This window comes from Undibacterium sp. CCC3.4, assembly GCF_034347425.1.
Taxonomy (GTDB): Bacteria; Pseudomonadota; Gammaproteobacteria; order Burkholderiales; family Burkholderiaceae_D; genus Undibacterium.
The window spans coordinates 1,925,375-1,949,372 of the sequence record NZ_CP133779.1; the positions used below are offsets into that span (position 1 = coordinate 1,925,375).

Below are 23,998 nucleotides of genomic sequence, written 5' to 3' on the forward strand. Positions count from 1 at the left end.
CTGCGCTTCCTTAACGGTGCAAAAAAATCCGAAATTTTTTTCCTATGCTTGTAAGAAAATCCTTGCCGCCAGCGACAGATGCATAAGTTCTGCCACTCGGCGCTGAAATGCCAAGGCAGCACTTATCCCTTTTACTGTCCTTCCCTTACTTTCGGAGATCATCATGAAAAAAACTATCCAAACCGGTGCCCTTATCGCTGCTGCTGCCGCTGCCATGGCCTTGTCCGGCGGCGCCTTTGCGGCCACGACTACAGCCGCCATGGCGGACACCGTGCATTGTGCCGGCATCAACAGCTGCAAAGGCACGAGCGACTGCAAAACCGCAGAAAACGCTTGCAAAGGTCAGAATGTATGTAAAGGCCACGGTTTCTTGGCAACAACTGCAGCCGATTGCCAAGCCAAAGGCGGCAAGATCATCGACGCTAAATAAGTATTGTTTCAGCTATCCCGGCATCAGGATTGTGAATGGTGCCGGGCATCACGGAATTCACCACTATGCGCGCTCCTCTTTCCCCCAGCCCTGGCTATGGCCTCGGTCTGCGTACCGATCACTACCATGCGATGCTGGCCGATAAGCCGGCACTCGATTGGCTGGAAATTCTGTCAGAAAATTATATGGTACCGGGCGGTAAGCCGCTGGCCATGCTCGAGGCGATTCGGGCCGATTATCCTATGGTCATGCATGGCGTATCGATGAATATCGGCGCGGCCGCCGGCCCTGATCTGGCGTACTTGCAGTCGTTACAAGAATTGATCACGCGGGTAGAGCCGCTCTGGGTATCCGATCATTTGTGTTGGACCGGCGCACATGGAAAAAATATGCATGACTTACTGCCACTGCCTTACACCGAAGAGAGCATCGCCATCGTGGTCGACAATATTGGTCGCGTGCAAGATGTACTCAAGCGTCAGTTGGTGTTGGAAAATGTGTCGAGTTATTTATCCTACAGTCACGACAGCATGCCGGAATGGGAATTCGTCGCAGCGGTGGCCGAGCGTTCCGACAGCCTGATTTTGCTGGACGTGAATAATGTCTATGTCAGCAGCGTCAATCACGGCTTTGCCGCCAGTACTTATCTGGCTGCCATGCCAGTGCAAAGGGTGCGCCAGATTCATTTGGCCGGGCACAGCAATCATGGCCACTACATTATCGATACCCACGATCAAGCGGTGGCCGAACCGGTGTGGGATTTGTATGCTGAGGCGGTACAGCGCTTCGGCGCGGTCGCCACCATGATAGAACGTGATGATGCGATCCCACCCTTGGCCGACTTGTTGGCTGAGTTGGATTATGCGCGCGCCGTGGCGGCGCGGGTACAAGCACAGAGTCCGACGCGACAGCAGGTGGCGGCATGAGTTCCTTAGCGCAAATTCAAAGTGATATGCAAGAATATTTGCTTGGCACTTTGCCGGCCAGCGCACTGTTACCCTGTATTGCGCCCGGCACCGGCTTAACGGGAACGGAACGTTTATCGATCTATCACAGCAGTTACCGGGCGCGTTTGCAAGAAGCCTTGTCGCAAGCCTTTCAAAAAACGCATAGCTATCTCGGCGATGCCATGTTCTATGCGGCCGCCACGGCTTATATCGAGGCTTACCCGTCGCAGCAGGCGAATTTACGTTGGTTCGGCGCGCATTTTGGCACGTTTCTGAATCTGCATCTGCCGGCACATCCACAAGTGGCCGAACTGGCGCAGTTCGAGTGGAGTTTGGGCTTGGCCTTTGATGCCGCCGATGCCGCGCCACTGGCGCTGACGGCGCTGGCCACGGTTACCGATTGGGAAACGGCTGGATTTGCCATCACGACGAGTTTGCTGTTTCTGACGTTGCACAGTAATTGCATCGCCATTTGGCATGCGCTGGATAAGGACCGCACACCACCGCCGCCGCATACGCTGCCGGTGGCTAGCACGCTGATGCTGTGGCGGCGGCAATTGCAGCCGCATTTTCGTACCGTCGTCAGTGCCGAGGCAGCGGCTTTGCAACAATTACGTGAAGGGCAAAGTTTTGCCAGCATCTGCGAACGGATAGTCGAGGCGTATCCTGAGGCGGAAATCGCTAGCTGGTTGCAAATTTGGCTAGCTGAAGAATTATTGACGGCGATCGTGTCCTAAGCCCTGTCGACGGCGCGCTGCGAGAATGATTGGTCGCGCGCTGTTTTTGCTACATCGCAGTGCAATAAATTGTCTTACAATGGCGGCTTGATTTCACTGCAAGGAAACTTGATCATGGCCGTTAATTCACCTCTCCCCATCGCTGCTGATTTGAAGCCGGTCGCCGGTATTCGGCTCGGCCATGCCGAAGCCGGTATTCGTAAAGCGCATCGCAAAGATTTACTGGTCATCGAATTGGCTGCCACCGCTACGGTGGCCGGCGTGTTTACCACCAACCGCTTTTGCGCCGCCCCTGTACAGGTGTGCAAGGCCCATCTCGATGGCTTGCACATGGCATCCGCGCCGATACGCGCCTTGGTGATCAACACCGGCAATGCCAATGCCGGCACCGGCGACGCTGGCTTGGCTGCGGCCAATGCCACTTGCGCCGCCTTGGCGGAATTGCTGCATTGTGAAGCCTCGCAGATCTTGCCATTTTCAACCGGCGTGATTCTCGAACCTTTGCCGGTCGATCGCCTGATTGCCGGTTTGCCGCAGGCATTATCGAATTTGCAGGAAGATAATTGGTTTTTGGCCGCCGAAGCGATCATGACCACTGATACCCAAGCCAAAGCAGCTTCGGCCACGGTCGTCATCGATGGCAAAACGGTGCAAATGACCGGGATGAGCAAAGGGGCTGGCATGATCAAGCCGAATATGGCTACCATGCTCGGCTATCTGGCGCTCGATGCCAAAATCACACAGCCAGTACTCGACCATTTGGTGAAACAAGCGGCCGATCAATCCTTCAATTGCATCACCATCGATGGCGATACCTCGACCAATGATTCCTTCATGCTCATCGCCACCGGTGCCGGCGCCGTCGAGATCAGCGACATCGACAGCCCCGAGTACGCCTTGCTGGCGCAAGCAGTGAGCGATCTGGCACAAAAGCTGGCGCACATGATTATCCGTGATGGTGAAGGTGCGACCAAGTTCATCTCGATTATCGTCGAAGAAGGCAACACGCGCGAAGAGTGCCGCAAGATCGCCTATTCGATCGCTCATTCACCGCTGGTGAAAACCGCTTTTTTCGCCTCCGATCCGAATCTCGGGCGTATTTTAGCCGCCATCGGTTATGCCGGTGTCGATGACCTTGATGTCAGCAAACTTAATCTTTATCTCGATGAGGTGTGGGTCGCTAAAAATGGCGGCCGTAACCCCGATTACCGCGAAGAAGATGGTCAGCGCGTGATGCAGCAAAGCGAAATCACGGTGCGCGTCAAGCTCGGTCGTGGCAAGGTCGCGGCCACTGTGTGGACTTGCGATCTCTCACATGAGTATGTGACGATTAACGCCGATTACCGGTCCTGAGCGAGGTATTGCATGACTGAACTGGCTCATTTTTTGTTGCGTGCCGAACAGCTGCTGGCACGGGTAGAACGCTTGTTGCCGGCAGCCATGCCGACCCCTGATTGGGAGCTCGGTCACGCTTTTCGCTGGCGCAAGCGCGGTGGCATAGGATATTTGCAAGTGGTGCGACATGCCAGTGTGATTGCGCTGACAGATTTGCACAATATCGAACAGCAGAAAGCACAGATCACGCAAAATACCGCGCAATTCGTGACTGGGCGGCCGGCCAATAATGTGTTGCTGACCGGCGCACGTGGCACCGGCAAGTCCTCGCTGATCAAAGCTTGCCTGCAGCAATTTGCCGCCCAGGGCTTGCGTTTGATTGAGGTCGATAAGGCCGATCTGGCCGATTTGCCGGATATGGTCGATCTGGTGGCCGAGCGTCCTGAACGGTTCATTATTTTTTGTGACGATTTGTCGTTTGAAGAGGGCGAGGCCGGCTACAAGGCGCTGAAGGTAGCGCTCGATGGTAGTATCGCCGCCACCTCGGACAATGTTTTGATTTACGCCACCTCGAACCGCCGTCATCTGTTGCCGGAAAAAATGTCGGATAATGCCAGTTATCGCCATGGCGATGACGGTGATTTGCATCCCGGTGAAACCGTCGAGGAAAAAATTTCCCTGTCGGAACGTTTCGGCTTGTGGGTGTCGTTCTATCCATTCAAGCAAGACGATTATCTGGACATCGTCGCGCATTGGCTGGCACATTTCGGCTGCGACAGTGCGCAGATCAGCGCTGCCCGTGCCGACGCCTTGCGTTGGGCCTTGCAACGTGGCTCGCGCTCGGGTCGCGTGGCTTGGCAATTCGCGCGTGACCATGCCGGTAAGTTTGATGTCTGAGCCTAAGTCTGCACCTCGCTCCGCTGGTGTGCCGCAAGATGTCGCGGTCGGCGTACTCATGCGTGCCAATGGCGATGTACTGTTGGCGCAACGTCCAGAGGGCAAACCGTATGCCGGCTACTGGGAATTTCCCGGTGGCAAAGTGGAAGCGGGCGAGAGTATTTTTGCTGCTTTGCAACGCGAATTTGTCGAAGAGCTCGGCATTGCCATCATCAGCGCCGAAGCCTGGTGTTGTGTCGAGCATGTGTATCCGCATGCCCATGTGCGCCTGCATTTTTATCTCAGCCGCGAGTGGCAAGGGCAAGCGCAGAGCTTGGAAAATCAAGCCTTTGCTTGGCAAGGCAGCGTAGGATTAACGCCCTTACTACCGGCTACCATCCCCTTACTCGATTGGCTTGCTTTATTGCAAAGCGATGCCGCTTTGGCGTACGCAGCACAGCGCAGCGCTACTACTTAATCACCACTCCCTTTTTTTTGCACCATTTATGCCCGGTTGACCACTGTCAACCGGGCATTTTTCTATGTCTGTTTATTACAACTTTGTTGGCATTAGGCTGCAGAGTCTGGTATTTTTCGGGCTGAGATGTAATTGCCTTGAATCAAAATCATCAGCTGTATTAAAAATAATACGGCGTATGAATTTTGATACACTGTCTGAATTTACATACGCACACAGGGAAAGTCCTGCAAAGGAGTGTCCAAATCGATGTGCGGTGTATCTGAATTAATACATCACTGCGAGACCGCTGCACGAATTTTGTGTAAGTGATTGAATTGATTAAAAAAAATTTAGTGGCACGCGTATTGCTATAGAGAAGTGAAATTTATCTTTAGCGATGGAGTGCGAAAAATATGCAACAAATGTCAGGAAGAGCCGGTGCGGTGCTGCAGATAGACTTGCAAGCAATCCGCGATAACTATGCGCTGCTGTGCGCTCAGCTTGGCCCTGCCCGTTGCGGTGCGGCGGTCAAGGCGGATGCCTATGGCTTAGGTGCCGTGCCGATTGCCAAGGCCTTATACCAGCAAGGCTGCCGTCATTTCTTTGTCGCCCATCTCGAGGAAGCGATCGCCTTGCGTGCGCACTTGCCGGCCGCGGCCGCGCTCATCGTCATGCATGGCGCTCCAGTCGGCTACGAAGCCGAATTTCTCGAATACCAATGTACGCCAGTGTTGAATAGCTTAGAACAAATGCAAGCTTGGCAAACGCTGGCCTTGGTTCAACAGCGTGCGCTTGCCGCCATCGTGCAGGTCGACACCGGCATGGCGCGCATGGGTTTGTCAGCAACGGAAGTGACACGCTGCAGCAGCGATGCGGCCTTGTGGTCGGGCATTACGGTCACGCATCTGATGAGTCACCTGGCTTGCGCCGAAGATCAGTCGCATCCTATGAACCACGAACAACTGGCGCGGTTCACGGCCTTACGCAAAATTTTTCCACACAGCTTAGCCACTCTGGCGAATTCATCCGGCATCTTCCTCGGTTCCGATTTTCATTTTGATTTAGCCCGTCCCGGTGCCGCCCTGTATGGCGTGGCACCGATCGCTGGTGCGCCGAACCCGATGCGGGCTGTGGTGAGCTTACAGGGACGCATCATCCAAACGCGCGACATCAGTGCCGGTACTGGCGTCGGTTATGGCTTGAGCTGGCAGGCTACCGAGTCCACCCGCATCGCCACCGTGGCCGTCGGTTATGCCGACGGTTGGCTGCGCAGCTTGAGTAATCGTGGCCTCGCCTATATCAACGACGTGGCGGTGAATATCGTTGGCAAAGTGTCGATGGATACCATCACGCTCGATGTCACGCATATCGCGCCAGAATACCTGGTAGCCGGCGCACTGGTGGATTTGATTTCCCCGACCCACACGGTCGATCACGTGGCAGCAACGGCACAAACGATCGCTTATGAAATTCTGACCAGTCTCGGGCAGCGCTACGCGCGCCATTATACGAACTGACAGACCCGCGACAGCACACTAGAAACAGACAAGGAATACCTATGAAAATCATCATTCTCGGCGCCGGCGTTATCGGCACAGCCTCCGCCTATTTTCTCGCCAAAGCCGGCCACGAAGTCACGGTGATCGAACGTCAGCCGGCCGCCGCGCTGGAAACCAGTTACGCCAATGCCGGCGAAGTCTCGCCTGGTTATTCGGCCCCTTGGGCTGGCCCCGGTGTGCCGCTCAAGGCCGTCAAATGGTTGATGATGAAACACAGCCCGCTGGCGATTCGTCCTACTTTTGATTTGCATACTTGGCGCTGGGTCATGCAAATGCTGATGAACTGTACTGCTGCGCGCTATGAAACCAATAAAGGCCGCATGTTGCGTATGGCGGAATACAGCCGCGATGTATTGCAGCAACTGCGCGCCGATACCGGTATCTCGTATGATGAGAGAACCCAAGGTACGCTGCAATTATTTCGTAATCAGGCACAACTCGATGGTGCTGCCGCCGATATCGCTATTTTGCAGCGTTACGAAGTACCGTATCAAACTCTGGACAAAGCCGCTTGCCTGCAGCATGAACCGGCACTGGCGAATGTACAGGAAAAATTTGTTGGCGCGCTGCTGTTGCCTGGTGATGAAACCGGCGACTGCTTTAAATTCACACAAAATTTGGCCAAGCTGGCCGAAGGCTTGGGAGTGCGCTTCCGTTATGGTGTGAGCATAGAGAAGCTACGCTATGAAGGCGATGCGATTACCTCGGTATTGACCTCGGAAGGCGAATTGCAGGCTGACAGCTATGTGTTGGCGCTGGGCAGCTATTCACCGCTCATGTTGCGCGAACTCGGCATCCACATTCCGGTCTACCCGATCAAGGGTTATTCGCTGACCGTGCCTATCATCGATGCCGCGCGCGCACCGGAATCGACCGTCATGGATGAAACCTATAAGGTCGCCATCACCCGTCTGGGCGACCGCATTCGTGTCGGCGGTACGGCTGAAATCACCGGCTACAACCTCGATTTACGCAAAGACCGGCGCGACACCTTGGAATTTTCCGTCACCGATCTGTTCCCAGGTGGTGGCGCGGTCGAGTCGGCCGAATTTTGGACTGGTTTGCGGCCGATGACGCCGGATGGCACACCCATCATCGGCCCTACGCCTTACCGCAATTTGTTCCTCAACACCGGCCACGGTACCCTGGGTTGGACCATGGCTTGCGGTTCGGGACAATTCATTGCAGATTTGATTTCCGGTAAAAAACCTCAAATTTCCACTGAAGGTTTGTACATGGACCGTTACGGCAGCAGCAGCAAGCGGCCGCTTATTCTTCCTAAGGAGTTGGCATGAGCCAGTTCGACCAATTGCTGTCATCAACACAAGTATTTGCCGATCCGCATTTAAATACGCGCTTTTATACCGCGATTGAATTGTTGGCGCAAATCATGCTGGTCATGCCGCGCGCCACCACGGTGGATAGTTTGGCGCAAGCTTGTGAACGTACGCCGCGCTTGATCAGGTCGATTTTATCGACCTTGAGCAAAGATGGCTTGGTTGGCCGTGATGCCAAGGAAAAAGATGCTTGGCATTGTCGCGATTGTAATGGCATCATCACCCTCGCCGATGTGTATCGCTGTTTTGCCGATGCGGAAGAACGTGCCATCGCCAAATCAGCCACGCGCGCGGCGGTGCTGCCACTGTCAGAAGAAGTCGCGGGGGCGGAAACGCCATCGCGCAGCTCTAGTCAGCAAAGCGTCGATTTATTGATGATGCAAATTAAAATGACCGTTAACCGAGCTGTGCTGCAACAATTAGAACACTTTGATTTGAATCGTCTGCGCGGCCTGGCAACGACTGCGGCCTTCCGCAGCCAGTATGCGCGCCCGCGCGGTTATATCCCCGAACCGTATTGATGCCGGGGTGCATTACCCCTTATTGAGAATTTTTCCCTCATGCGCATCGATATAGAGTTTAAAGACCGGGTCGGCATTGCCCACGAAATTCTGGCCGTATTGGCCAAGCGCGGTTTGAATGTGGTGGGTGTCGAAGTCGACCCGCCGCATATCTATATCGACAGCCCGGAGTTGCTGGAATTCATGCTGCCTGATTTGCAAAGCGATTGCCAGCAGGTACGCGGCGTCGGCAGCATCGGCGTGCTCGATGTCTTGCCAGGCATGCGCAGACGCTTACACCTCGATACCATGATGGCCGCCATGCAAGACCCGGTGCTGGCCATCGATGGTGCTGGCCGGGTAGTGATTGCCAATGCCGCAGCGGCGGCCGTAGCCGGGCTTTCTGAAGCGCTGCTGTGCCAACGGCCGCTGCGCGAAGTCTTGGATGACGAGGGCATCGAAGCCGAGCTCATCAGCGCCGGCTTACGCCTGCCTAGTCGCGAAGTCAGCTTCAACGGCGAACCTTTCTTCATGGACGTGACACCCGTGGCCGATCCCGACCAAGCGGCCTTGGCACGTTCAGTCGGTGCGGTGCTGACATTTCATACGCCGGCGCGCATTGGTGGACGTATCCATGCTTTGCAAAATACCAGCGGTCATGGCTTTGATCTGATCATTGGCGAATCCGAACCTATCCGCGCGCTCAAGATCCGCGCCGCGCGCGTGGCGGCGGTCGATGCGCCGCTGCTGATCACCGGTGAAACCGGTACCGGCAAAGAATTACTGGCGCAAGCTTGCCATGGCGTCAGCAGCCGCTGCCATGCCTCGTTTTTAGAACTCAATTGCGCGGCATTGCCAGAGAGCTTGGCCGAAAGCGAATTGTTTGGCTATATGGCTGGGGCTTTTACTGGTGCTCAGCGTGGCGGCAAGCCGGGACTGTTTGAAATGGCCGATGGCGGCACTGTGTTTCTCGATGAAATAGGCGAGATGTCGCTGTATTTACAGGCTAAATTGCTGCGTTTTTTAAATGATGGCAAATTCCGTCGTATCGGCGGTGACAAAGAAGTGCGCGTCAATGTGCGCATTATCAGCGCAACCCATAGAAATTTGCGGAAAATGGTGCAGGAAGGCTTGTTCCGCGAAGACTTGTTTTACCGCCTCAATGTCTTGCATTTGGAAATGCCGCCCTTGCGCGAGCGTCCTGACGATGTGCTGCCGCTGGCGCGGCACTTCATTGAGCGCGCCTGTACGCAAGCTCAAAAATCTGTTTGTCGCCTCAATACCGCCGCCTGCGCCGCCTTGGTGTCGAATCGTTGGCCCGGTAATGTCCGGCAATTGCAGAATGTTGTGTTCCGTGCCATCACCATGTCGGATCAACGCGTGCTCGACGTCGCCGATCTCGATTGGGCGGAAGACAGCATCAGTGCTGAAGAAGTGAATCAAGAAATTACCGACACCTGGGAGCTGGCGCTGCAAGCATTTGAGCAATCTTTGCTGTCGCGCTTATATCCACAGTACCCGTCCAGCCGCAAACTGGCGGCGCGCTTGGAAACCTCCCATTCGGTGATGGCGACCAAGTTGCGCAAGTATGGTATCGGGCAGAAACGCTGAATCTGCGTTTTCCTAGACAGTCTCTTCCGGATCTTCCGGCAAGTTGACGGCTGGGATAGTGTATTTTTCCTCGGCCCAGGCACCAAGATCGATTTGTTTGCAGCGCTGACTGCAAAATGGTCGCCAAGTATTGCTTTCTTTCCACTCGACCGCTTGTTCGCAGGTCGGACAATTGACAACTGTAGCCATAATCAGAAATTACACAGAGTGAGATCGAAGGGGATATCGTTGTCGAAGGCTTTCGGCTTCATATCACCGTCTTGCGACATATAGCGTATCCAGAGCATGTATTTGTTGGCCGAAATTTCAGGAATCGCACCTAATTCACGCACCACGCTCACGCGCAGCAATTGATACACTTTTCCTTGCAGCATTTGCTGATAACTGCCGGCTTGGGCAATCACCTTCGTGGTCGAGCCCGATTCGCGCAACAGGCGCAGTACGACATTGATGGCGTCGAACAAGGGAGCGATTGGAGCAAACCAATTCGAAATATCGGCAAAACGTTTCTCTGCGGAATTTTTTTGCCACGCATAATAGCTCGGCAAATCAAATTCACAGGCACCGCCGGGAATAATGGTGCGGCCGCGTATGCTCATGAGCCACTCGTTATCGCGCACATTCTGGCCGGTTTTGCCGGTGCAGGCAACGAGTGCGCTGCTGGCACGATCGACATCGTCGAGTACTTTATCAAGCATGTCGGCTTCGACATTGGGATTGGATTTGAAACCGATCAGGGTATGCTTCTGCCGTTCCAATTCTTGAAACAGGTCAGATTTCAGATCGGCGCGACCGGCTACTTCTAACATTTCGAAAATGGTTGCGAGCGCGACATGATGTTGCAAAGGGTCAGACTGATGCAAGAAAAATATGAATTTTTCATACAGGTCTTCCAACCGCAGCAGCGTGCGAATGCGCTCGTTGAAAGGGTACTCGTAAACGATCAAAATAGTGTCCCTGTAAAATTGTTGCAACTCAGGCCTGAGCTTGACGTGATTCTGAACCATACTGTCAAAAAATACAAACTTCCGATGAAATTTTTTTGGCTTGTGTTCAACTCTGCTGGGCGCGCGCTGCGGCCACATAGCGCTCATGCAATACATCGACCTGCTGTACTACGGCTTCCATGCCAGCTTGATTGTCGATCATATCATCGGCAGCAGCCAGTCGGTCGGCGCGGCTGGCTTGGCTGCGCATGATGGCTTCGACTGCGGCTCGGCTCAAATTATTGCGCGCCATGACGCGCGCGATTTGAGTTTCCACACTGCAATCCACCACGACAATTCGATCAACGCGCTGGCGCCACTTGCCCGATTCGACCAGTAAGGGTACCACGTACATCAGGTAGGCACCGCCGGCCGCTGCTGCCTCGGTGTGCGTTTGCCGGCCGATCAAGGGGTGCAGGATGTGTTCCAAGCGCTGTCTTTGCGCCGGGTCGGCGAATACCAGTTCGCGCATTTTCTGGCGATTGAGCGCCCCTTGCGCGGTGAGGAAATCGGCCCCGAAGGCGGCCTCGATGGCTGGAATAGCCGCCCCACCAGGCGCGCTCAGTTGATGGGCGATCAGATCGGTATCGATGATGGCGGCACCGCGTGCGGCAAACAGATCGGCCACCGTGCTTTTGCCGCTGCCGATGCCGCCGGTGAGCCCGATTGCGTAACGCGCAGACATAGTCAACCTAAAAAAGCTTGCTTAACTGGGGACCCCAGAACAAGGCGATCAAGCCGGCACCGGCTAAGTAAGGGCCGAATGGCAGTGGGGTATCGCGCCCGATCTTACGCAAGGCCATCATGGCCAAGCCGATCACGGCCGCTACCACCGAAGACAACAGTATGATGATCGGCAACATCGCCCAGCCCATCCAAGCCCCGAGTGCCGCGAGCAGTTTGAAATCGCCATAGCCCATGCCCTCTTTGCCGGTAGTCAGCTTGAAGAGCCAGTAAATCGACCATAGGCACAGGTAACCGGCGACGGCCCCGATGACTGCCGACGACAGCGAGGTAAAGGTGCCGTTGAGATTGACCAGCAAGCCCAGCCATAGCAGCGGCAGCGTCAAATCGTCGGGCAAGAGCTGGGTATCGGCATCGATGAAAGTCAGGGCAATGAGAATAAAACCGAATACCAGCGCGGCCAAGCCGGCCACACCGCTGCCGAAGTGCCAGACCATGGCTGCCGACAAGGCACCGGTCAATAACTCCACCACCGGATAGCGCGGTGAAATCGCTGCTTTGCAGCCGCGGCATTTGCCGCCGATTGCCAGATAGCTGAGCACCGGGATATTTTCCATTGCGCCAATCTGGTGGCCGCAGTGCGGACACGCTGAACGCGGCAGCATCAGATTGAACTGGTCGGTGTGCGGCAGCGGCAAGCCGCTCTCGCTGGCGACGTAATTATCCGATTCGCGCTGCATCATTTTCGGCAGCCGATAAATGACGACATTGAGAAAGCTGCCTATCATCAGGCCGAAAACCGCCGCGCACACAGTGCTGAGCAGATTGCCCGGTAAGTTGAAGAAAATTTCGCTATTCATCAGACTACATTACCCAATTTAAAGATAGGCAGATACATTGCAATCACCAGCCCGCCGATGATCACGCCGAGTACCGCCATGATGATCGGCTCCATCAGACTGGCCAGCGATGCCACCGCTTCATCGACTTCTTCTTCATAGAAGTCGGCCACTTTGCTCAGCATATTATCGAGTGCACCCGACTCTTCACCGATGGCCACCATTTGCGTCACCATACTCGGAAAGACATTCGAATTTTGCATCGCCACAGTCAGGCTGGTACCGGTGCTGACCTCGGTTTGAATTTTAATCGTGGCATCGAGGTAGACCGCATTGCCCGCCGCGCCGCCAACCGAATCCAATGATTCTACCAAGGGCACGCCGGCCGCGAACATGGTGGCCAAGGTACGCGTCCAGCGCGCGATGGTAGCTTTGCGGATGACCGAACCGAAGATCGGGGCTTGCAACAGCATGCGGTCCATGAAGCGTTGCATAGGCAGCGAGCGCTGCCAAGTTTGCATGAAAAAGTAGATGCTGCCGAACAGCCCACCGAAAATCAAATACCAATACGCGACGAAAAACTCCGAGATCGCCATTACCACCAGCGTCGGTCCCGGCAAATCGGCACCGAAACTGCTGAACACCTGTTTGAACGCCGGTACCACCCAAATCATGATCACGGCCGTGACGATGAAGGCGACCGACAGAATCGCGATCGGGTAGGTCAGTGCTGATTTGATCTTCTTTTTCATCAGCATGGTTTTTTCTTTATAAACTGCCAAGCGGGTGAGCAGATCATCGAGAATACCGGCCTGTTCGCCGGCACCAACCAAGTTACAGAATAAGGGATCAAAATACAGCGGGAATTTACGGAAGGCCTGATTCAAACTGGTGCCGGTTTCGACGTCACCGCGTATATCTTGCAGCAGCTTGGAAACGGAGGGGTTGGCATTGCCCTTGGCGACGATATCGAACGATTGCAGCAAGGGTACGCCGGCCTTCATCATCGTCGCTAATTGACGGGTAAACAGGGTGATGTCGGCATCGGTGATTTTTTTCCCCGAGGTGTAATTTTTCTTCTTCAGCTTGGTGACCAAGATACCTTGGCGACGCAGTGTGACATTGACGATCGCCTCACCGCCGGCGCGCATTTCACCCTGTACCAATTTGCCGTGCTTGTCTTTACCTTCCCAGGCATACAAGACTTCTTTGATCGGCTTGGGCGCTCGGCCGGAATTAGTTGCCATGTGAAAGTCTCCGCTTATTCATTGGTACATCCCAATACTTCTTCCAAACTGGTCATGCCTTGTTTAACCTTCATCAAGCCAGACTGGCGCAGATTGCGCACGCCTTCGCGCTGCGCTTGCTCTTCAATATCCATCGCCGTGCCATTCGAGAGAATGATGCGTTCGATTGCGCTGGTAATGGGCATGAGTTGATAAATGCCGACGCGGCCTTTGTAGCCGCCGCCGTTGCAGCGCTCGCAGCCAACCGGTTCATATGGCTTCCAACTGCCGTCGAGTTCTTCTTCTTTAAAACCGGCTTGCAGCAGTACTTCATCGAGTACCTCGGCCGGACGCTTGCAGGTACACAGACGGCGTGCCAGCCGCTGCGCCGTGATCAAAATCACCGATGAGGCGATATTGAACGGTGCCACGCCCATATTCATCAGCCGCGTCAGGGTCGACGGGGCATCATTGGTATGCAGGGTAGAGAACACCATATGGCCGGTTTGCGCCGCCTTGATGGCGATGTCGGCAGTTTCCAAGTCGCGAATTTCACCCACCATGATGACATCCGGATCCTGCCGCAAAAATGATTTCAGTGCGGCGGCAAAGCTCAGCCCGGCCTTGTCATTGACATTCACTTGGTTGACGCCCGGTAAATTGATCTCGGCCGGATCTTCGGCCGTCGAGATATTGATACCCGGCTTATTGATGACGTTGAGACAGGTATATAGCGACACCGTCTTGCCCGAGCCGGTAGGGCCGGTCACCAGCACCATGCCGTAGGGGCGCTGAATCGCATTCATCAGAATTTCTTTTTGATCCGGGTCGTAGCCGAGCGCATCGATACCCATCTGCGCTTGCGAGCCATCGAGAATCCGCATCACGATTTTTTCGCCGAACAGCGTAGGCAGCGTGCTGACGCGGAAATCGATGGACTTATTGGCGTTGAGATGCAATTTCATCCGGCCATCTTGTGGGATGCGCTTTTCTGAAATATCGAGCTTAGAGATCACCTTGATGCGCGACGACAGCTTGTCTTTGATTGCCAATGGTGGTTGGGCAATTTCGCGCAACTCACCGTCGACGCGGAAGCGGATGCGGTAAAACTTTTCGAACGGTTCGAAATGCAAATCGGAGGCACCCATATTGATAGCGTCGATCAGCATTTTCTGCAGAAATTTCACGATCGGGGCATCGTCGACTTCGGTCGCTTGGGCGTCGGCAGCAGCTTGCCCGAGGTCCTCTTCGCGAAATTCGATATCGAAATCGTCACCGGCCAAGTCGTTGAGACTTTGTTCCGAGGTTTTACCGATTTTTTCCAACAGCTTGACCAGCGCATCATGCTGCACAATGATGATCTCGATAGCAAGATTGGTCTGGAATTTGACTTGATCGAGCGCGGAGCTATTGGTCGGGTCAGAAACGGCCAGCGTGAGCTTATTGCCTTTTTTTGAAATTGGTACCAAACGCTGTAATTGCATCAGACGTTGATCGACCAGTTTTTCCGGAATCAGACCTTCATTGATGATGCTCAGATCGAGCAGCGGATAACCGAAGGTTTCGGAACAAAAACTGGCTAATTCACGCGCATTGATGATGCCGCTTTGCAGCAGACCATCAATGAAAGCGGTTTTATCCGTCGTTGCCTTTTTAGTGATCACATCGATTTGTACCAAGCTGATCAAATTAGCTTGCAGCAAGGCCCGGGCTAATCCTGCGGTCAACGAGGGTGGTGCGGAGTTTGGTGGGGCGGCGGACATAGTGACTTATCGGTGAGTTTTGCCAAATGCATGTTTGCCTTGCGATAATGCAACCTGTGCGTAAATTTGTAAAGGAATGCTACTTTTAATTACATACTAAGGCTATTTCGCACGGTGCAGATGTCGCCTTTGGGTGAAAAGTAGCGACTGTCGGCGCGCCGCCGTCCCGTCTGCGCGCCGAAGTGGAGATCAGTGGTTGCGATGCACGGCAAAGTGGCTCAAGGCCAGCAGCGCATCTTTGTAGGGCGTTGCCGGCAGATTGGCAATGGCCGCGCTGGCGCTGGCGGCGGCAGTTTCTGCTTTAGCCGTGGTGTAGGCGAGTGCACCCGATTGTGTGATAGCGGCCAGAATGGCGTCAAATTGCGATTCATCACCCTGCTCGATACAGAGGCGTACCAATTCTTTTTCCGCCGCGTTGCCATTACTCATGAGATAAATCAAGGGCAGGGTAGGCTTGCCTTCGCGTAAATCATCGCCGACATTTTTCCCGATCTCGTCGGCATTACCGGAATAATCAAGCACGTCGTCGATCAATTGGAAGGCCGTGCCCAGACAGCGACCATATTCGGCCGCAGCAGCGATCTGCGTGGCATCGACACCGGCGATGAGGGCACCGATTTCGGCAGCGGCTTCAAACAACTTGGCGGTTTTCGAACGGATCACTTGTAAATAGCGCTCTTCGCTGACTTCGGGATCGTGCATGTTGAGCAGTTGCAGAACTTCGCCCTCGGCAATCACATTGGTGGCATCGGCGAGGATTTGCATGACGCGCATATTATCAATCGAGACCATCATTTGGAATGCGCGTGAATACAAGAAATCGCCCACCAACACCGAGGCCGCATTGCCGAACAAGGCATTGGCAGTCTGCCGTCCACGACGTAATGAGGACTCATCGACTACATCGTCATGCAAGAGCGTGGCGGTATGAATGAATTCAACGATGGCGGCCAGTTCGTGATGACGCTGCCCTTGATACGCATAGGCGTTGGCGACCAATAAAACCAGCACCGGTCGGATGCGTTTGCCGCCGGCGTTAATGATGTATTCGGCAATCTGATTGACTAAAGCTACATCGGAATGCAATTGCTGACGAATTACTTGGTTAACGGCCAACATTTCCGTGGCAATCACATCGGTAATCGGGTTGTGTTGTGCTGAGGCAGACAAGGCTGAATCCCACTAAGTAATCCAAGACCGCGAGATTATACGACGGCAAGCCTGCTTTTGCGTTATTCCTATGATTAGAAGTGCCACAGAGATGCCGATTCTTCATGCTTTATAGAAAAAAGCCTTGGCCATCGCGCTCAAGGCTAGCCGGGCTGCTGAAAAAATATGCAAAATGTTTTTGACGCTCGACTTAAGTCTATGTATAATTTGGGGTTTTCCCGATTTCCTAAGCAGTTTTCAAGGACGGGGCGAAAATATCCCTATATTAATTGATGAGGTTTCACATGTACGCGGTCATAAAAACCGGAGGCAAACAATACAAAGTTGTCGCTGGTGAAAAACTTAAAGTAGAACAGATACCTGCAGACATTGGCTCCGAAATCACCATCGATCAAGTGCTCGCAATGGGCGCAGGCGAAACCATACAATTTGGTACGCCACTGGTCGCAGGTGCTACGGTGCTGGCTAAGGTTATAGATCACGGTCGTCACGACAAAGTGCGCATTTTCAAAATGCGTCGTCGTAAGCATTACCAGAAGCGTCAAGGCCATCGCCAAAACTACACTGAATTGCAAATCGTATCTATCAACGGCTAAGCTGCTGATTACACCTGAACAAGGAGCTATAAATGGCACATAAAAAAGGCGGCGGCACCACGCGCAACGGCCGTGACTCAGAATCAAAACGCTTAGGCGTCAAGATTTACGGCGGCCAGGCTATCAACGCCGGCGGTATCATTATTCGTCAACGTGGAACACGTGTCCACCCTGGTGAAAATGTTGGTATGGGCAAAGATCATACTTTGTTTGCACTGATTAACGGTAAAGTACAATTTGCAATCAAAGGCGCCGCAAGACGCCAATACGCGATTGTGGTTGCTGCGTAATCAGGCTGATCGGTGATCTGACAGCGATGTAAGCTCACCTCAAGTCGGTAGCAAAAAGTAAAAAAGGCTCTGCCATTGGTGGAGCCTTTTTAATTGCAAGAAATCCTGTATAAATCGATACTTCCATCTGGGAAGCAAGGATTTATACAAGCTTTTTTAGGTGTTTAAAAATGAAATTTATTGACGAAGCCAGAATTGAAGTCATCGCCGGCGACGGCGGCAATGGTGTTGCCTCTTTTTGTCGTGAAAAATTCCGCCCGTTCGGTGGGCCCGATGGTGGTGATGGTGGCCGTGGCGGCAGTATCTTTGCGGTGGCTGACCGTAACATCAATACCTTGGTCGATTATCGCTATTCGAAACTGCATAAAGCCAAAGATGGTGAAAATGGCCGCGGTGCTGATTGCTACGGCAAGGGTGCTGATGACATTATTTTGCGCATGCCGGTCGGCACGCAAATTTGCGATCGCAATACCGATGAAGTCATCGCCGATCTGACCGAGCATGGTCAGCAAGTCGAATTGGCCTTGGGTGGCGAGGGCGGTTGGGGAAATATCCACTTCAAGACCTCGACCAACCGTGCGCCGCGTCAGCGTACCGAAGGTAAAGAAGGCGAACGACGCGAGTTGCGTCTGGAACTCAAAGTGTTGGCCGACGTCGGCTTGTTAGGTTTGCCGAACGCCGGTAAATCGACCTTCATCACCGCAGTGTCGAATGCGCGTCCGAAGATTGCTGATTACCCGTTCACCACGCTGCATCCGAATTTGGGTATGGTACGCGTCAGTCACGAGAAAAGTTTCGTCATTGCCGACATCCCGGGCTTGATCGAAGGTGCGGCTGATGGTGTCGGTTTGGGTGTGCAGTTCCTTAAACATTTGCAGCGTACTGGTTTGCTCTTGCATATCGTCGATCTGGCACCGTTTGATGACAATGTCGATCCGGTCAAAGATGCCAAGGCCCTCATCAAAGAGCTGCGTAAATACGATGAAAGTCTGTATGACAAGCCGCGCTGGTTGGTCCTCAACAAGCTAGACGTGTTGACACCGGATGAGCGTAAAAAGAAAGTCAAAGATTTCATCAAGCGCTTTGCCTGGAAGGGCCCGGTATTTGAAATCTCGGCCTTGAATCACGAAGGTTGCGAAGATTTGGTCATGGCGATTTACAAAGACATCGAAGAAAAGCGCACGCAGGTACAGCGTTCGCAAGAAACCCAGATGAAAGAAGAAGCCCAGGGCATTCTTTCCATCGATCCAGATGATCCGCGCTTTAAAATCTACGAAGACTGATTGAAAAAAACCTGAGCTGGCCTCAGGTTTTTTTACGTCTGAATTTTTCATCAAAAATCTGACTAGGGTTTGAAGCCCCGGCCTTCAGAGGCTGTCGCAAAAGGGTATTGAGTCGGTATCATTACCCTGACTGGTGGCCACGTCATTCCTGCGCGCTTTTGGCAGGAACCCAGCGGCGTTCGTGGTTAACTGAAAATGCCAGAAATTGTGGCATTTTCAGTGTAAAAAACGACGCTGGGTTCCCGCCAAAAGCATGCGGGAATGACGAGGTATGCGGTGTTTCAGATGTAAAAAACGTCCATCAGGCTTTTGCGACAGCCTCTTTTGGCCGGTGAGCGACGAAGGAGCGACGCGATGGGAGGGGATGCAAACCCCTTCCAGAGTCTTTTCCATCGTCACTTGCGACGATCCATTAACTTGTTTCCCGCATGCTTTTAGTGGGATCCCATTGGCACGGCTTGCCTTCAGGGTGGGAGCGTCGATCAAGGGCACTTTTTTCTGTGAAATGAACACGTCCTGCTGCGCCTGAGCAGCACAGATATAAAAGGCGCGTACGCGCCACTGGATTGCCGCTTGCGCGGCAATGACGAATTGGGCGGCTGGGTGGGCGCGTAATCGACCTGGGCTGCTCTCGCCTCGTCATTCCTGCGTAGGCAGGAATCCAGTGGCACGCTAGTGCCTTCAGGGTGGGAGGGTCGATCAAGGGCCCTTTTTTTCCGTGAAATGAACACGCCCTGCTGCGCCTGAGCAGCACAGATATCACAGATATAAAGGGCGCGTACGCGCCACTGGAGTGGAGTTGATGACTTGCATTGTTAATCCAGTGAAATATTCTAAAAAGTCAATATAATTAATTTAAAGAAATATTGCCTTTCAAGGATTTCTCTTGAAAAAATTGTTGATGCAGGAAGGCAAAATCACCCCAGAAAATCTTGGGTTCAGCCCCTCATTGGGGGTGAAAAGTCATGCCAACAGATGCAGGGGTAGTTAATAAAATAACTCTAAATGTATTAAAATCTGTTAAATACAGTTCTTCTTCTGTTAACTTAGTTGAAAAATTAGCTAGGAATCTTGTGGGAAAATTCTGATTTTGCAGTGAATGAGGGAAAGCCTCTTTGAAAGCTGAGGAAAACGAATAATAATACGCACCTCGGTTGATGGTGTTCAATATTGACTCGGTAAAACTTTAGACGGCTGCGAGTGACGGAAGGTGTGGGAGGAGGCGATAAGGGGCGGCGTGTATTGCTGCCAGTTAAGCCCGAGCGGGCTTTTTGTATTTTTCATTTTTTTATGCGCGGCTTCTGGACGTTTCATCCACGCAAGACATTAAAATCTAAAAAAATAATTTTAAGATTTTTAACTATACCATGAAAATTTTATCATGTGTTTTTATTGACACATCGATGTTGTATCTTTTTTGCGACTCTTTTTAAAAAAACAATTACAAAAAGCCACTATTTTAAGAGCGCGCATTTTTTTTATCCTATGCTGAAAAAGCAGAAGTTGCATTTTTTAACACTATATTGACCTCAATATTGACCTCAACAGAAGGAAAATCGTATGAAAAATTTTCTCACGCGTAAGTTGTCCGGATTGACTGTTTCCCTCTGTTTACAGTTGGGGATAGCTAGTCTGTTGGCACTCGGTATGCATGCTGCGCAGGCGCAAAGCGCAGCAACTGGCAAGACGACCGAGTCGGCTGTGACTGTGGAATTGATTCAAGCAAAAGTCACAAAAACGGCCGATGGCAAGGAGCACTTCAGCTCGGCCGACAGCATCCGGCCTGGTGATGTCATCGAATATCGCGCGGTTTACACCAACCGTACCGACAAGCCGGTCAATGGCGTTATCGCAACGCTGCCGGTGCCGGAAGGTTTGGAGTACTTGCCGCATAGCGCCAAGCCCAATGTCAATGTGCAAGCCGCTGCCAAGAATGGCGAATTTGCTGCCGAACCTTTGATGCATCTGGTGGCCGGTAAATCGACCCCGCGCCCGTATGCCGACTATCGCAAAGTGAACTGGCAGTTGGGGCAATTGCCAGCGCATGGCAAAGCCACGGTCAGTCTGCGGGTTGGTGTGCAGGTGTATGTGCCGGTGGTGGCACCGAATACTCCGGCAGTACTGCCGACTAAAAAATAAATTCCTTGTCAGTTCGGTATGCCGCACTTGATGCGGCACTCAGTGAAGCGGCAAGTGCAGCGTGATGCTTGATGTTTGCAGCAGATTAGGGCAAGCGAAGACATAGTGTCGTTCATTTTTTCATTAACTTACAGAGGTCTGGATTTCATTCTAATTGCCTATCGTTTTTCACAATTGTTTTTTTTTGGAGTAACTCATATGAACACGTTAATGCCACATCGTCGCAGGCCCATCCGGGCTGCCGCGGAATGGGGATCGGCACTGATATTACTCGGTGCCGCCTCCGGTGCAATGGCCGCACCACCACCAGCGAATACCCCTATCGGTAACCAGGCGACTGCCGCTTACGTCGATGCCAGCGGTGCTTTTCAACTGGCTTCGTCGAATCTGGTACAAACCTTGGTACAGCAAGTCGGTTCGTTCAAACTTGAAATCGACAACGTTAAATCTGCGGCCAGCAGCGGTACCGTGTATGCCGCGCATACCTTGACCAATACCGGTAACGGTGGCGACAGCTTTACCCTCAATGTTACTGGTAAAGCTGGTGCTTATTCGTTTACGAAAGTGGAAGTGTATAACGACGTCGATGGTAACGGCATGCCCGATACCACCACGCCTTTGTGTACTGCCACCGCCACCGGTGTCTGTACCATCACACCGCAAACCGTAGCCGGCAATGGCGGCACATTCAAATTTGTCGTCGCGTATACCGTACCGGGTACGGCAGCCGATGGTGCGGTCAATACCGCTGTTGTGCGAGCTGAACCGGAAAATAAGAGCACGGCTTTCTACGGCACTTACGCTCCGAATTTCCGCGAAAATACCGATACCATCAGTGTCACCACTGCGGCCGCCTTCAGTGCGACCAAGGCATTGGCTGCACCGAGCGTGGCTGCACCAAGTGGCAAACCATGGCCGTTGGCCAGCATCAGTGGCCCGACCAGTTCGGGTGCCAGTTGCGCCACTGCGTTTGCCACCATCACGCCTGGCGATCAGTGTCAATACACGGTCTATACGATCAACTATACCAATACCGGTGCGTCCTCAGGTAAGTTCTACCTGAGCGATACCTTGCCGGCTGGGATGACGTATGTTACCGGTTCGGCAGTATGGAGCGGTGCCAGCGGCGTGGCTTTGCAAGAAGGGATTGGTCCTGAAGCGCAAGCACCAGGCATCAACTACGTGCAAACCGGTAATAAAGTATCGGCCTTGGTCGATGATGTCGGTCCGAACGTTTCCGGCAGTTTGAGCTTCGTGGTTTTGGTCAATAAAACCGCCACCGTTGGTATCACTTCGACCACCAATACGGCGACCTATGATCCGATCAGCTCGACTAAAACGCCGGAGTCTGCGCCACCAGGCAGTTCTTCGACCAATGCAACCGTGTTTACCGTCACCCCAACGTTTGGTGTGGTCTTGGGTAGCAGCACAGGTAGCTTGACCGCCTCGCTCGATAGCCCGGCCGGTACGCCGAATGCTACTCCAGCAGATTTGACGACGGTCCCGAGCGCAGCAGTTGGTAGCAGTGTGGCGTTTGCCAGTAAATTGTTCAACAGCGGTAATGCGGCTGACGTATTCAACTTGTCGGTAGCCAGTTCCACTTTCCCTAGTGGCACCGTCTACAACTTCTATGCATCAGATGGCCGCACACCTCTGCTCGATACCAACAGCGACGGCACGATCGACGCTGGTGTGATCGATGTCGGCGGTAGCCGCAATATCGTGGTACGCGCCACGATTCCTGGCAACGTTGCGCCAGCCAGTGGTCCATATGAGTTGATCGTGCGTGCAGTTTCTGCTGGTGACAGCAAAAAGTTCGATGCGACTAAAGACGTGTTGGCACAAGTCACCGGTATCTTGGTTGATTTGACTAACACCGCCACAGGTAGCGGCGTCGGTTCCGTTGGGAATGGCGATTTGGGTGCAGGCCCTAGTCCTTTGGCCACCACCACCATGACTACCGAAGCCGGTACCGGCACGGTGTTCCATCTGTTTGTCAAAAACAGCGACACCATCGACCAGACTTATAAGCTCGAAGGCAGTCAAACACCGAGTTTCTCGGGTGGTTTGCCAGCCGGTTGGACGGTTAAGTTTGTTACTGCAGGTGCTTCGTGTTCCGGTGCGGCGGTGACGTCGGTCGCGGTTGCTAAAGGTACGCAAACGCCGGTTGATGCTTGTGTGACACCACCAGTCGGTGCACCTGCAGCGACCACAACTGTGTACTTCAAAGTAACTTCACAAGCACCTGCTTCTACCGGTGCAACTGTCAGCGATATCATCACTGATGCAGTGAAGGTAACCAATACCGGCATCGCTTACTCCGCCACACTTTCGCCGGATCAATCCGGTCAGATTGCCCCGGCTGGGACAGTGACTTACTCGCATGTATTGAGCAATATCGGCACCTTGGCATGTGGTAGCTACAAATTGAGTGCTGAGCAAAGCCCAGCTGCTGTTGCAGCCGGTTGGATCTCGGTGATGTACCTCGATGTCAATGGTAATGGTCAAGTTGATAGTGGCGATACTTTGCTCACCGATCCGAGTGCTCCTTTGACTCTGGCTGTAGGCGCTCAGCAAAAAATCCTGGTCAAGATGTTTGCTCCGGGTGGCGTGCTGGTCGGTGATCAAAACACGGTGAGAATCGTGGCGACCTTTGACACGGCTTCTTGCGCACCAACATCAGTGACGGATACCACGACTGTTGTTACCGGTCAAATGCGTGTCAGCAAAACGCAATTGCTCGATCCGACTTGTTCTGGTGTTGCCAGTGGTACTTACAGTGCGAGTGTGATTGCGAATGCCCAACCTGGTCAGTGTGTTTTGTATCGTGTTATTGCCGTCAATGAAGGCGTTGCTCCAATTGCCAACTTGACGATTAATGACTCGGTGCCGAACTACACTACCCTGAGCCCAACTCAACCTGCGGTGCAATGTGTGGCCAAAGGAATGAGCGGCGACAGCGTGGCCTACGACGGTTCCAAGCGTACCACGGTCAGCTGCGGCAGCACGACTAATGCGGTTCCACCTGGCGCTAGTTTGCAACTCGATTTCGCAGTCGAAATCGATAAATAAGCGACCCATTATCGATTAAAAACCGATCAACAAAAAGCCCGTTATAAGCAGCCGGGGCAACCCGGCTGGTACTGAGGACCAGGATGAAAATCCTGGCCATCAGCTCGTTGCACCCTACTTTTTTCTCTGCTGACCGGAATGTGTGCGGCCAGCATAGA

The 23,998-nt window shown here is 53.2% G+C and carries 23 protein-coding genes; 15 read left to right on the plus strand and 8 right to left on the minus strand.

Annotation, left to right across the window (positions count from 1 at the left end; translation table 11 throughout):
- The first annotated feature begins 163 nt into the window (after positions 1 to 163).
- The 10 genes from RHM61_RS08835 (at position 164) to RHM61_RS08880 (ending at position 9,792) form a co-directional block, all read left to right on the plus strand.
- Positions 164 to 430 (plus strand): hypothetical protein, encoded by a 267-nt coding sequence (locus RHM61_RS08835; protein WP_322250748.1) that lies wholly within the window; start codon positions 164 to 166, stop codon positions 428 to 430.
- Positions 431 to 495: 65 nt separating this feature from the next.
- Positions 496 to 1,356: a DUF692 domain-containing protein gene (locus RHM61_RS08840; RefSeq protein ID WP_322250749.1), complete on the plus strand. Its 861-nt coding sequence runs from the start codon at positions 496 to 498 to the stop codon at positions 1,354 to 1,356.
- On the plus strand, positions 1,353 to 2,114 hold the full coding sequence (locus tag RHM61_RS08845) for a DNA-binding domain-containing protein (protein WP_322250750.1): 762 nt from the start codon (positions 1,353 to 1,355) through the stop codon (positions 2,112 to 2,114). Before RHM61_RS08840 ends, RHM61_RS08845 begins: the two co-directional genes overlap by 4 nt.
- 114 nt (positions 2,115 to 2,228) lie before the next feature.
- Positions 2,229 to 3,467 (plus strand): bifunctional glutamate N-acetyltransferase/amino-acid acetyltransferase ArgJ, encoded by a 1,239-nt coding sequence (gene argJ / locus RHM61_RS08850; protein WP_322250751.1) that lies wholly within the window; start codon positions 2,229 to 2,231, stop codon positions 3,465 to 3,467.
- A 12-nt stretch (positions 3,468 to 3,479) separates the two neighbouring features.
- Positions 3,480 to 4,346, plus strand: coding sequence for an ATP-binding protein (locus tag RHM61_RS08855; protein ID WP_322250752.1), 867 nt, complete (start codon positions 3,480 to 3,482; stop codon positions 4,344 to 4,346).
- Positions 4,339 to 4,803 carry a (deoxy)nucleoside triphosphate pyrophosphohydrolase gene (locus tag RHM61_RS08860; RefSeq protein WP_322250753.1) on the plus strand — a complete coding sequence of 155 codons (465 nt, stop codon included), beginning with the start codon at positions 4,339 to 4,341 and terminating at the stop codon, positions 4,801 to 4,803. The genes RHM61_RS08855 and RHM61_RS08860 overlap by 8 nt, the downstream gene beginning before the upstream one ends.
- Before the next feature lie 395 nt (positions 4,804 to 5,198).
- On the plus strand, positions 5,199 to 6,302 hold the full coding sequence (gene alr, locus RHM61_RS08865; protein WP_322250754.1) for an alanine racemase: 1,104 nt from the start codon (positions 5,199 to 5,201) through the stop codon (positions 6,300 to 6,302).
- Between the two features lie 41 nt (positions 6,303 to 6,343).
- Positions 6,344 to 7,639 carry a D-amino acid dehydrogenase gene (locus RHM61_RS08870; protein WP_322250755.1) on the plus strand — a complete coding sequence of 432 codons (1,296 nt, stop codon included), beginning with the start codon at positions 6,344 to 6,346 and terminating at the stop codon, positions 7,637 to 7,639.
- Entirely contained in the window at positions 7,636 to 8,202 is a 567-nt protein-coding gene (locus RHM61_RS08875; protein WP_322250756.1) for a hypothetical protein, read from the plus strand. Before RHM61_RS08870 ends, RHM61_RS08875 begins: the two co-directional genes overlap by 4 nt.
- Before the next feature lie 39 nt (positions 8,203 to 8,241).
- Positions 8,242 to 9,792: a sigma 54-interacting transcriptional regulator gene (locus RHM61_RS08880; protein WP_322250757.1), complete on the plus strand. Its 1,551-nt coding sequence runs from the start codon at positions 8,242 to 8,244 to the stop codon at positions 9,790 to 9,792.
- A gap of 12 nt (positions 9,793 to 9,804) precedes the next feature.
- Here the strand turns inward: RHM61_RS08880 and RHM61_RS08885 are convergent, their stop codons facing one another.
- From RHM61_RS08885 to ispB, 7 genes are all read right to left on the minus strand, one after another.
- Entirely contained in the window at positions 9,805 to 9,981 is a 177-nt protein-coding gene (locus RHM61_RS08885) for a DNA gyrase inhibitor YacG (protein WP_322250758.1), read from the minus strand.
- 2 nt (positions 9,982 to 9,983) lie between these two features.
- Complete coding sequence (gene zapD / locus RHM61_RS08890; protein ID WP_322250759.1) at positions 9,984 to 10,739, minus strand: cell division protein ZapD; 756 nt, start codon at positions 10,737 to 10,739, stop codon at positions 9,984 to 9,986.
- A 106-nt stretch (positions 10,740 to 10,845) separates the two neighbouring features.
- Positions 10,846 to 11,463 (minus strand): dephospho-CoA kinase, encoded by a 618-nt coding sequence (gene coaE, locus RHM61_RS08895; RefSeq protein WP_322250760.1) that lies wholly within the window; start codon positions 11,461 to 11,463, stop codon positions 10,846 to 10,848.
- A gap of 7 nt (positions 11,464 to 11,470) precedes the next feature.
- Entirely contained in the window at positions 11,471 to 12,322 is an 852-nt protein-coding gene (locus tag RHM61_RS08900; protein ID WP_322250761.1) for an A24 family peptidase, read from the minus strand.
- On the minus strand, positions 12,322 to 13,548 hold the full coding sequence (locus tag RHM61_RS08905) for a type II secretion system F family protein (RefSeq protein ID WP_322250762.1): 1,227 nt from the start codon (positions 13,546 to 13,548) through the stop codon (positions 12,322 to 12,324). Before RHM61_RS08905 ends, RHM61_RS08900 begins: the two co-directional genes overlap by 1 nt.
- Positions 13,549 to 13,562: 14 nt before the next feature.
- Positions 13,563 to 15,290 (minus strand): type IV-A pilus assembly ATPase PilB, encoded by a 1,728-nt coding sequence (gene pilB / locus RHM61_RS08910; RefSeq protein ID WP_322250763.1) that lies wholly within the window; start codon positions 15,288 to 15,290, stop codon positions 13,563 to 13,565.
- Between the two features lie 189 nt (positions 15,291 to 15,479).
- Positions 15,480 to 16,409, minus strand: a complete 930-nt coding sequence (gene ispB, locus RHM61_RS08915) for an octaprenyl diphosphate synthase (RefSeq protein WP_322251074.1) — start codon at positions 16,407 to 16,409, stop codon at positions 15,480 to 15,482.
- A 335-nt stretch (positions 16,410 to 16,744) separates the two neighbouring features.
- On the opposite strand from ispB, the gene rplU reads away from it, so the two are divergent.
- The 3 genes from rplU to obgE all read left to right on the plus strand — a co-directional run bounded on the left by rplU (position 16,745) and on the right by obgE (position 18,629).
- The gene (gene rplU, locus RHM61_RS08920; RefSeq protein ID WP_322250764.1) at positions 16,745 to 17,056 is read left to right on the plus strand and encodes a 50S ribosomal protein L21; all 312 of its coding nucleotides are present in this window, start codon (positions 16,745 to 16,747) and stop codon (positions 17,054 to 17,056) included.
- A 32-nt stretch (positions 17,057 to 17,088) separates the two neighbouring features.
- On the plus strand, positions 17,089 to 17,346 hold the full coding sequence (rpmA, locus tag RHM61_RS08925) for a 50S ribosomal protein L27 (RefSeq protein ID WP_322250765.1): 258 nt from the start codon (positions 17,089 to 17,091) through the stop codon (positions 17,344 to 17,346).
- Positions 17,347 to 17,516: 170 nt separating this feature from the next.
- Complete coding sequence (obgE, locus tag RHM61_RS08930; RefSeq protein ID WP_322250766.1) at positions 17,517 to 18,629, plus strand: GTPase ObgE; 1,113 nt, start codon at positions 17,517 to 17,519, stop codon at positions 18,627 to 18,629.
- A 946-nt stretch (positions 18,630 to 19,575) separates the two neighbouring features.
- Here the strand turns inward: obgE and RHM61_RS08935 are convergent.
- Complete coding sequence (locus RHM61_RS08935) at positions 19,576 to 19,797, minus strand: hypothetical protein (RefSeq protein WP_322250767.1); 222 nt, start codon at positions 19,795 to 19,797, stop codon at positions 19,576 to 19,578.
- Positions 19,798 to 20,189: 392 nt separating this feature from the next.
- On the opposite strand from RHM61_RS08935, the gene RHM61_RS08940 reads away from it, so the two are divergent.
- Both RHM61_RS08940 and RHM61_RS08945 read left to right on the plus strand, forming a co-directional pair.
- Positions 20,190 to 20,768, plus strand: coding sequence for a hypothetical protein (locus tag RHM61_RS08940; RefSeq protein ID WP_322250768.1), 579 nt, complete (start codon positions 20,190 to 20,192; stop codon positions 20,766 to 20,768).
- A 198-nt stretch (positions 20,769 to 20,966) separates the two neighbouring features.
- Positions 20,967 to 23,840: a hypothetical protein gene (locus RHM61_RS08945; RefSeq protein ID WP_322250769.1), complete on the plus strand. Its 2,874-nt coding sequence runs from the start codon at positions 20,967 to 20,969 to the stop codon at positions 23,838 to 23,840.
- The last annotated feature ends 158 nt before the right edge of the window (positions 23,841 to 23,998 follow it).

Excerpts from the sequence above, each read along its gene's own strand:
- RHM61_RS08845 (WP_322250750.1), top strand. The coding sequence starts at position 1,353 with ATGAGTTCCTTAGCGCAAATTCAAAGTGATATGCAAGAATATTTGCTT.
- RHM61_RS08855 (WP_322250752.1), top strand. The coding sequence starts at position 3,480 with ATGACTGAACTGGCTCATTTTTTGTTGCGTGCCGAACAGCTGCTGGCA.
- coaE (WP_322250760.1), bottom strand. The coding sequence starts at position 11,463 with ATGTCTGCGCGTTACGCAATCGGGCTCACCGGCGGCATCGGCAGCGGC.
- RHM61_RS08880 (WP_322250757.1), top strand. The coding sequence starts at position 8,242 with ATGCGCATCGATATAGAGTTTAAAGACCGGGTCGGCATTGCCCACGAA.
- RHM61_RS08945 (WP_322250769.1), top strand. The coding sequence starts at position 20,967 with ATGAACACGTTAATGCCACATCGTCGCAGGCCCATCCGGGCTGCCGCG.
- ispB (WP_322251074.1), bottom strand. The coding sequence starts at position 16,409 with ATGTTGGCCGTTAACCAAGTAATTCGTCAGCAATTGCATTCCGATGTA.
- RHM61_RS08835 (WP_322250748.1), top strand. The coding sequence starts at position 164 with ATGAAAAAAACTATCCAAACCGGTGCCCTTATCGCTGCTGCTGCCGCT.
- RHM61_RS08875 (WP_322250756.1), top strand. The coding sequence starts at position 7,636 with ATGAGCCAGTTCGACCAATTGCTGTCATCAACACAAGTATTTGCCGAT.
- alr (WP_322250754.1), top strand. The coding sequence starts at position 5,199 with ATGCAACAAATGTCAGGAAGAGCCGGTGCGGTGCTGCAGATAGACTTG.
- rplU (WP_322250764.1), top strand. The coding sequence starts at position 16,745 with ATGTACGCGGTCATAAAAACCGGAGGCAAACAATACAAAGTTGTCGCT.
- RHM61_RS08885 (WP_322250758.1), bottom strand. The coding sequence starts at position 9,981 with ATGGCTACAGTTGTCAATTGTCCGACCTGCGAACAAGCGGTCGAGTGG.
- RHM61_RS08860 (WP_322250753.1), top strand. The coding sequence starts at position 4,339 with ATGTCTGAGCCTAAGTCTGCACCTCGCTCCGCTGGTGTGCCGCAAGAT.
- rpmA (WP_322250765.1), top strand. The coding sequence starts at position 17,089 with ATGGCACATAAAAAAGGCGGCGGCACCACGCGCAACGGCCGTGACTCA.
- RHM61_RS08940 (WP_322250768.1), top strand. The coding sequence starts at position 20,190 with ATGAAAAATTTTCTCACGCGTAAGTTGTCCGGATTGACTGTTTCCCTC.
- RHM61_RS08900 (WP_322250761.1), bottom strand. The coding sequence starts at position 12,322 with ATGAATAGCGAAATTTTCTTCAACTTACCGGGCAATCTGCTCAGCACT.
- RHM61_RS08840 (WP_322250749.1), top strand. The coding sequence starts at position 496 with ATGCGCGCTCCTCTTTCCCCCAGCCCTGGCTATGGCCTCGGTCTGCGT.
- RHM61_RS08870 (WP_322250755.1), top strand. The coding sequence starts at position 6,344 with ATGAAAATCATCATTCTCGGCGCCGGCGTTATCGGCACAGCCTCCGCC.
- pilB (WP_322250763.1), bottom strand. The coding sequence starts at position 15,290 with ATGTCCGCCGCCCCACCAAACTCCGCACCACCCTCGTTGACCGCAGGA.
- obgE (WP_322250766.1), top strand. The coding sequence starts at position 17,517 with ATGAAATTTATTGACGAAGCCAGAATTGAAGTCATCGCCGGCGACGGC.
- RHM61_RS08905 (WP_322250762.1), bottom strand. The coding sequence starts at position 13,548 with ATGGCAACTAATTCCGGCCGAGCGCCCAAGCCGATCAAAGAAGTCTTG.
- argJ (WP_322250751.1), top strand. The coding sequence starts at position 2,229 with ATGGCCGTTAATTCACCTCTCCCCATCGCTGCTGATTTGAAGCCGGTC.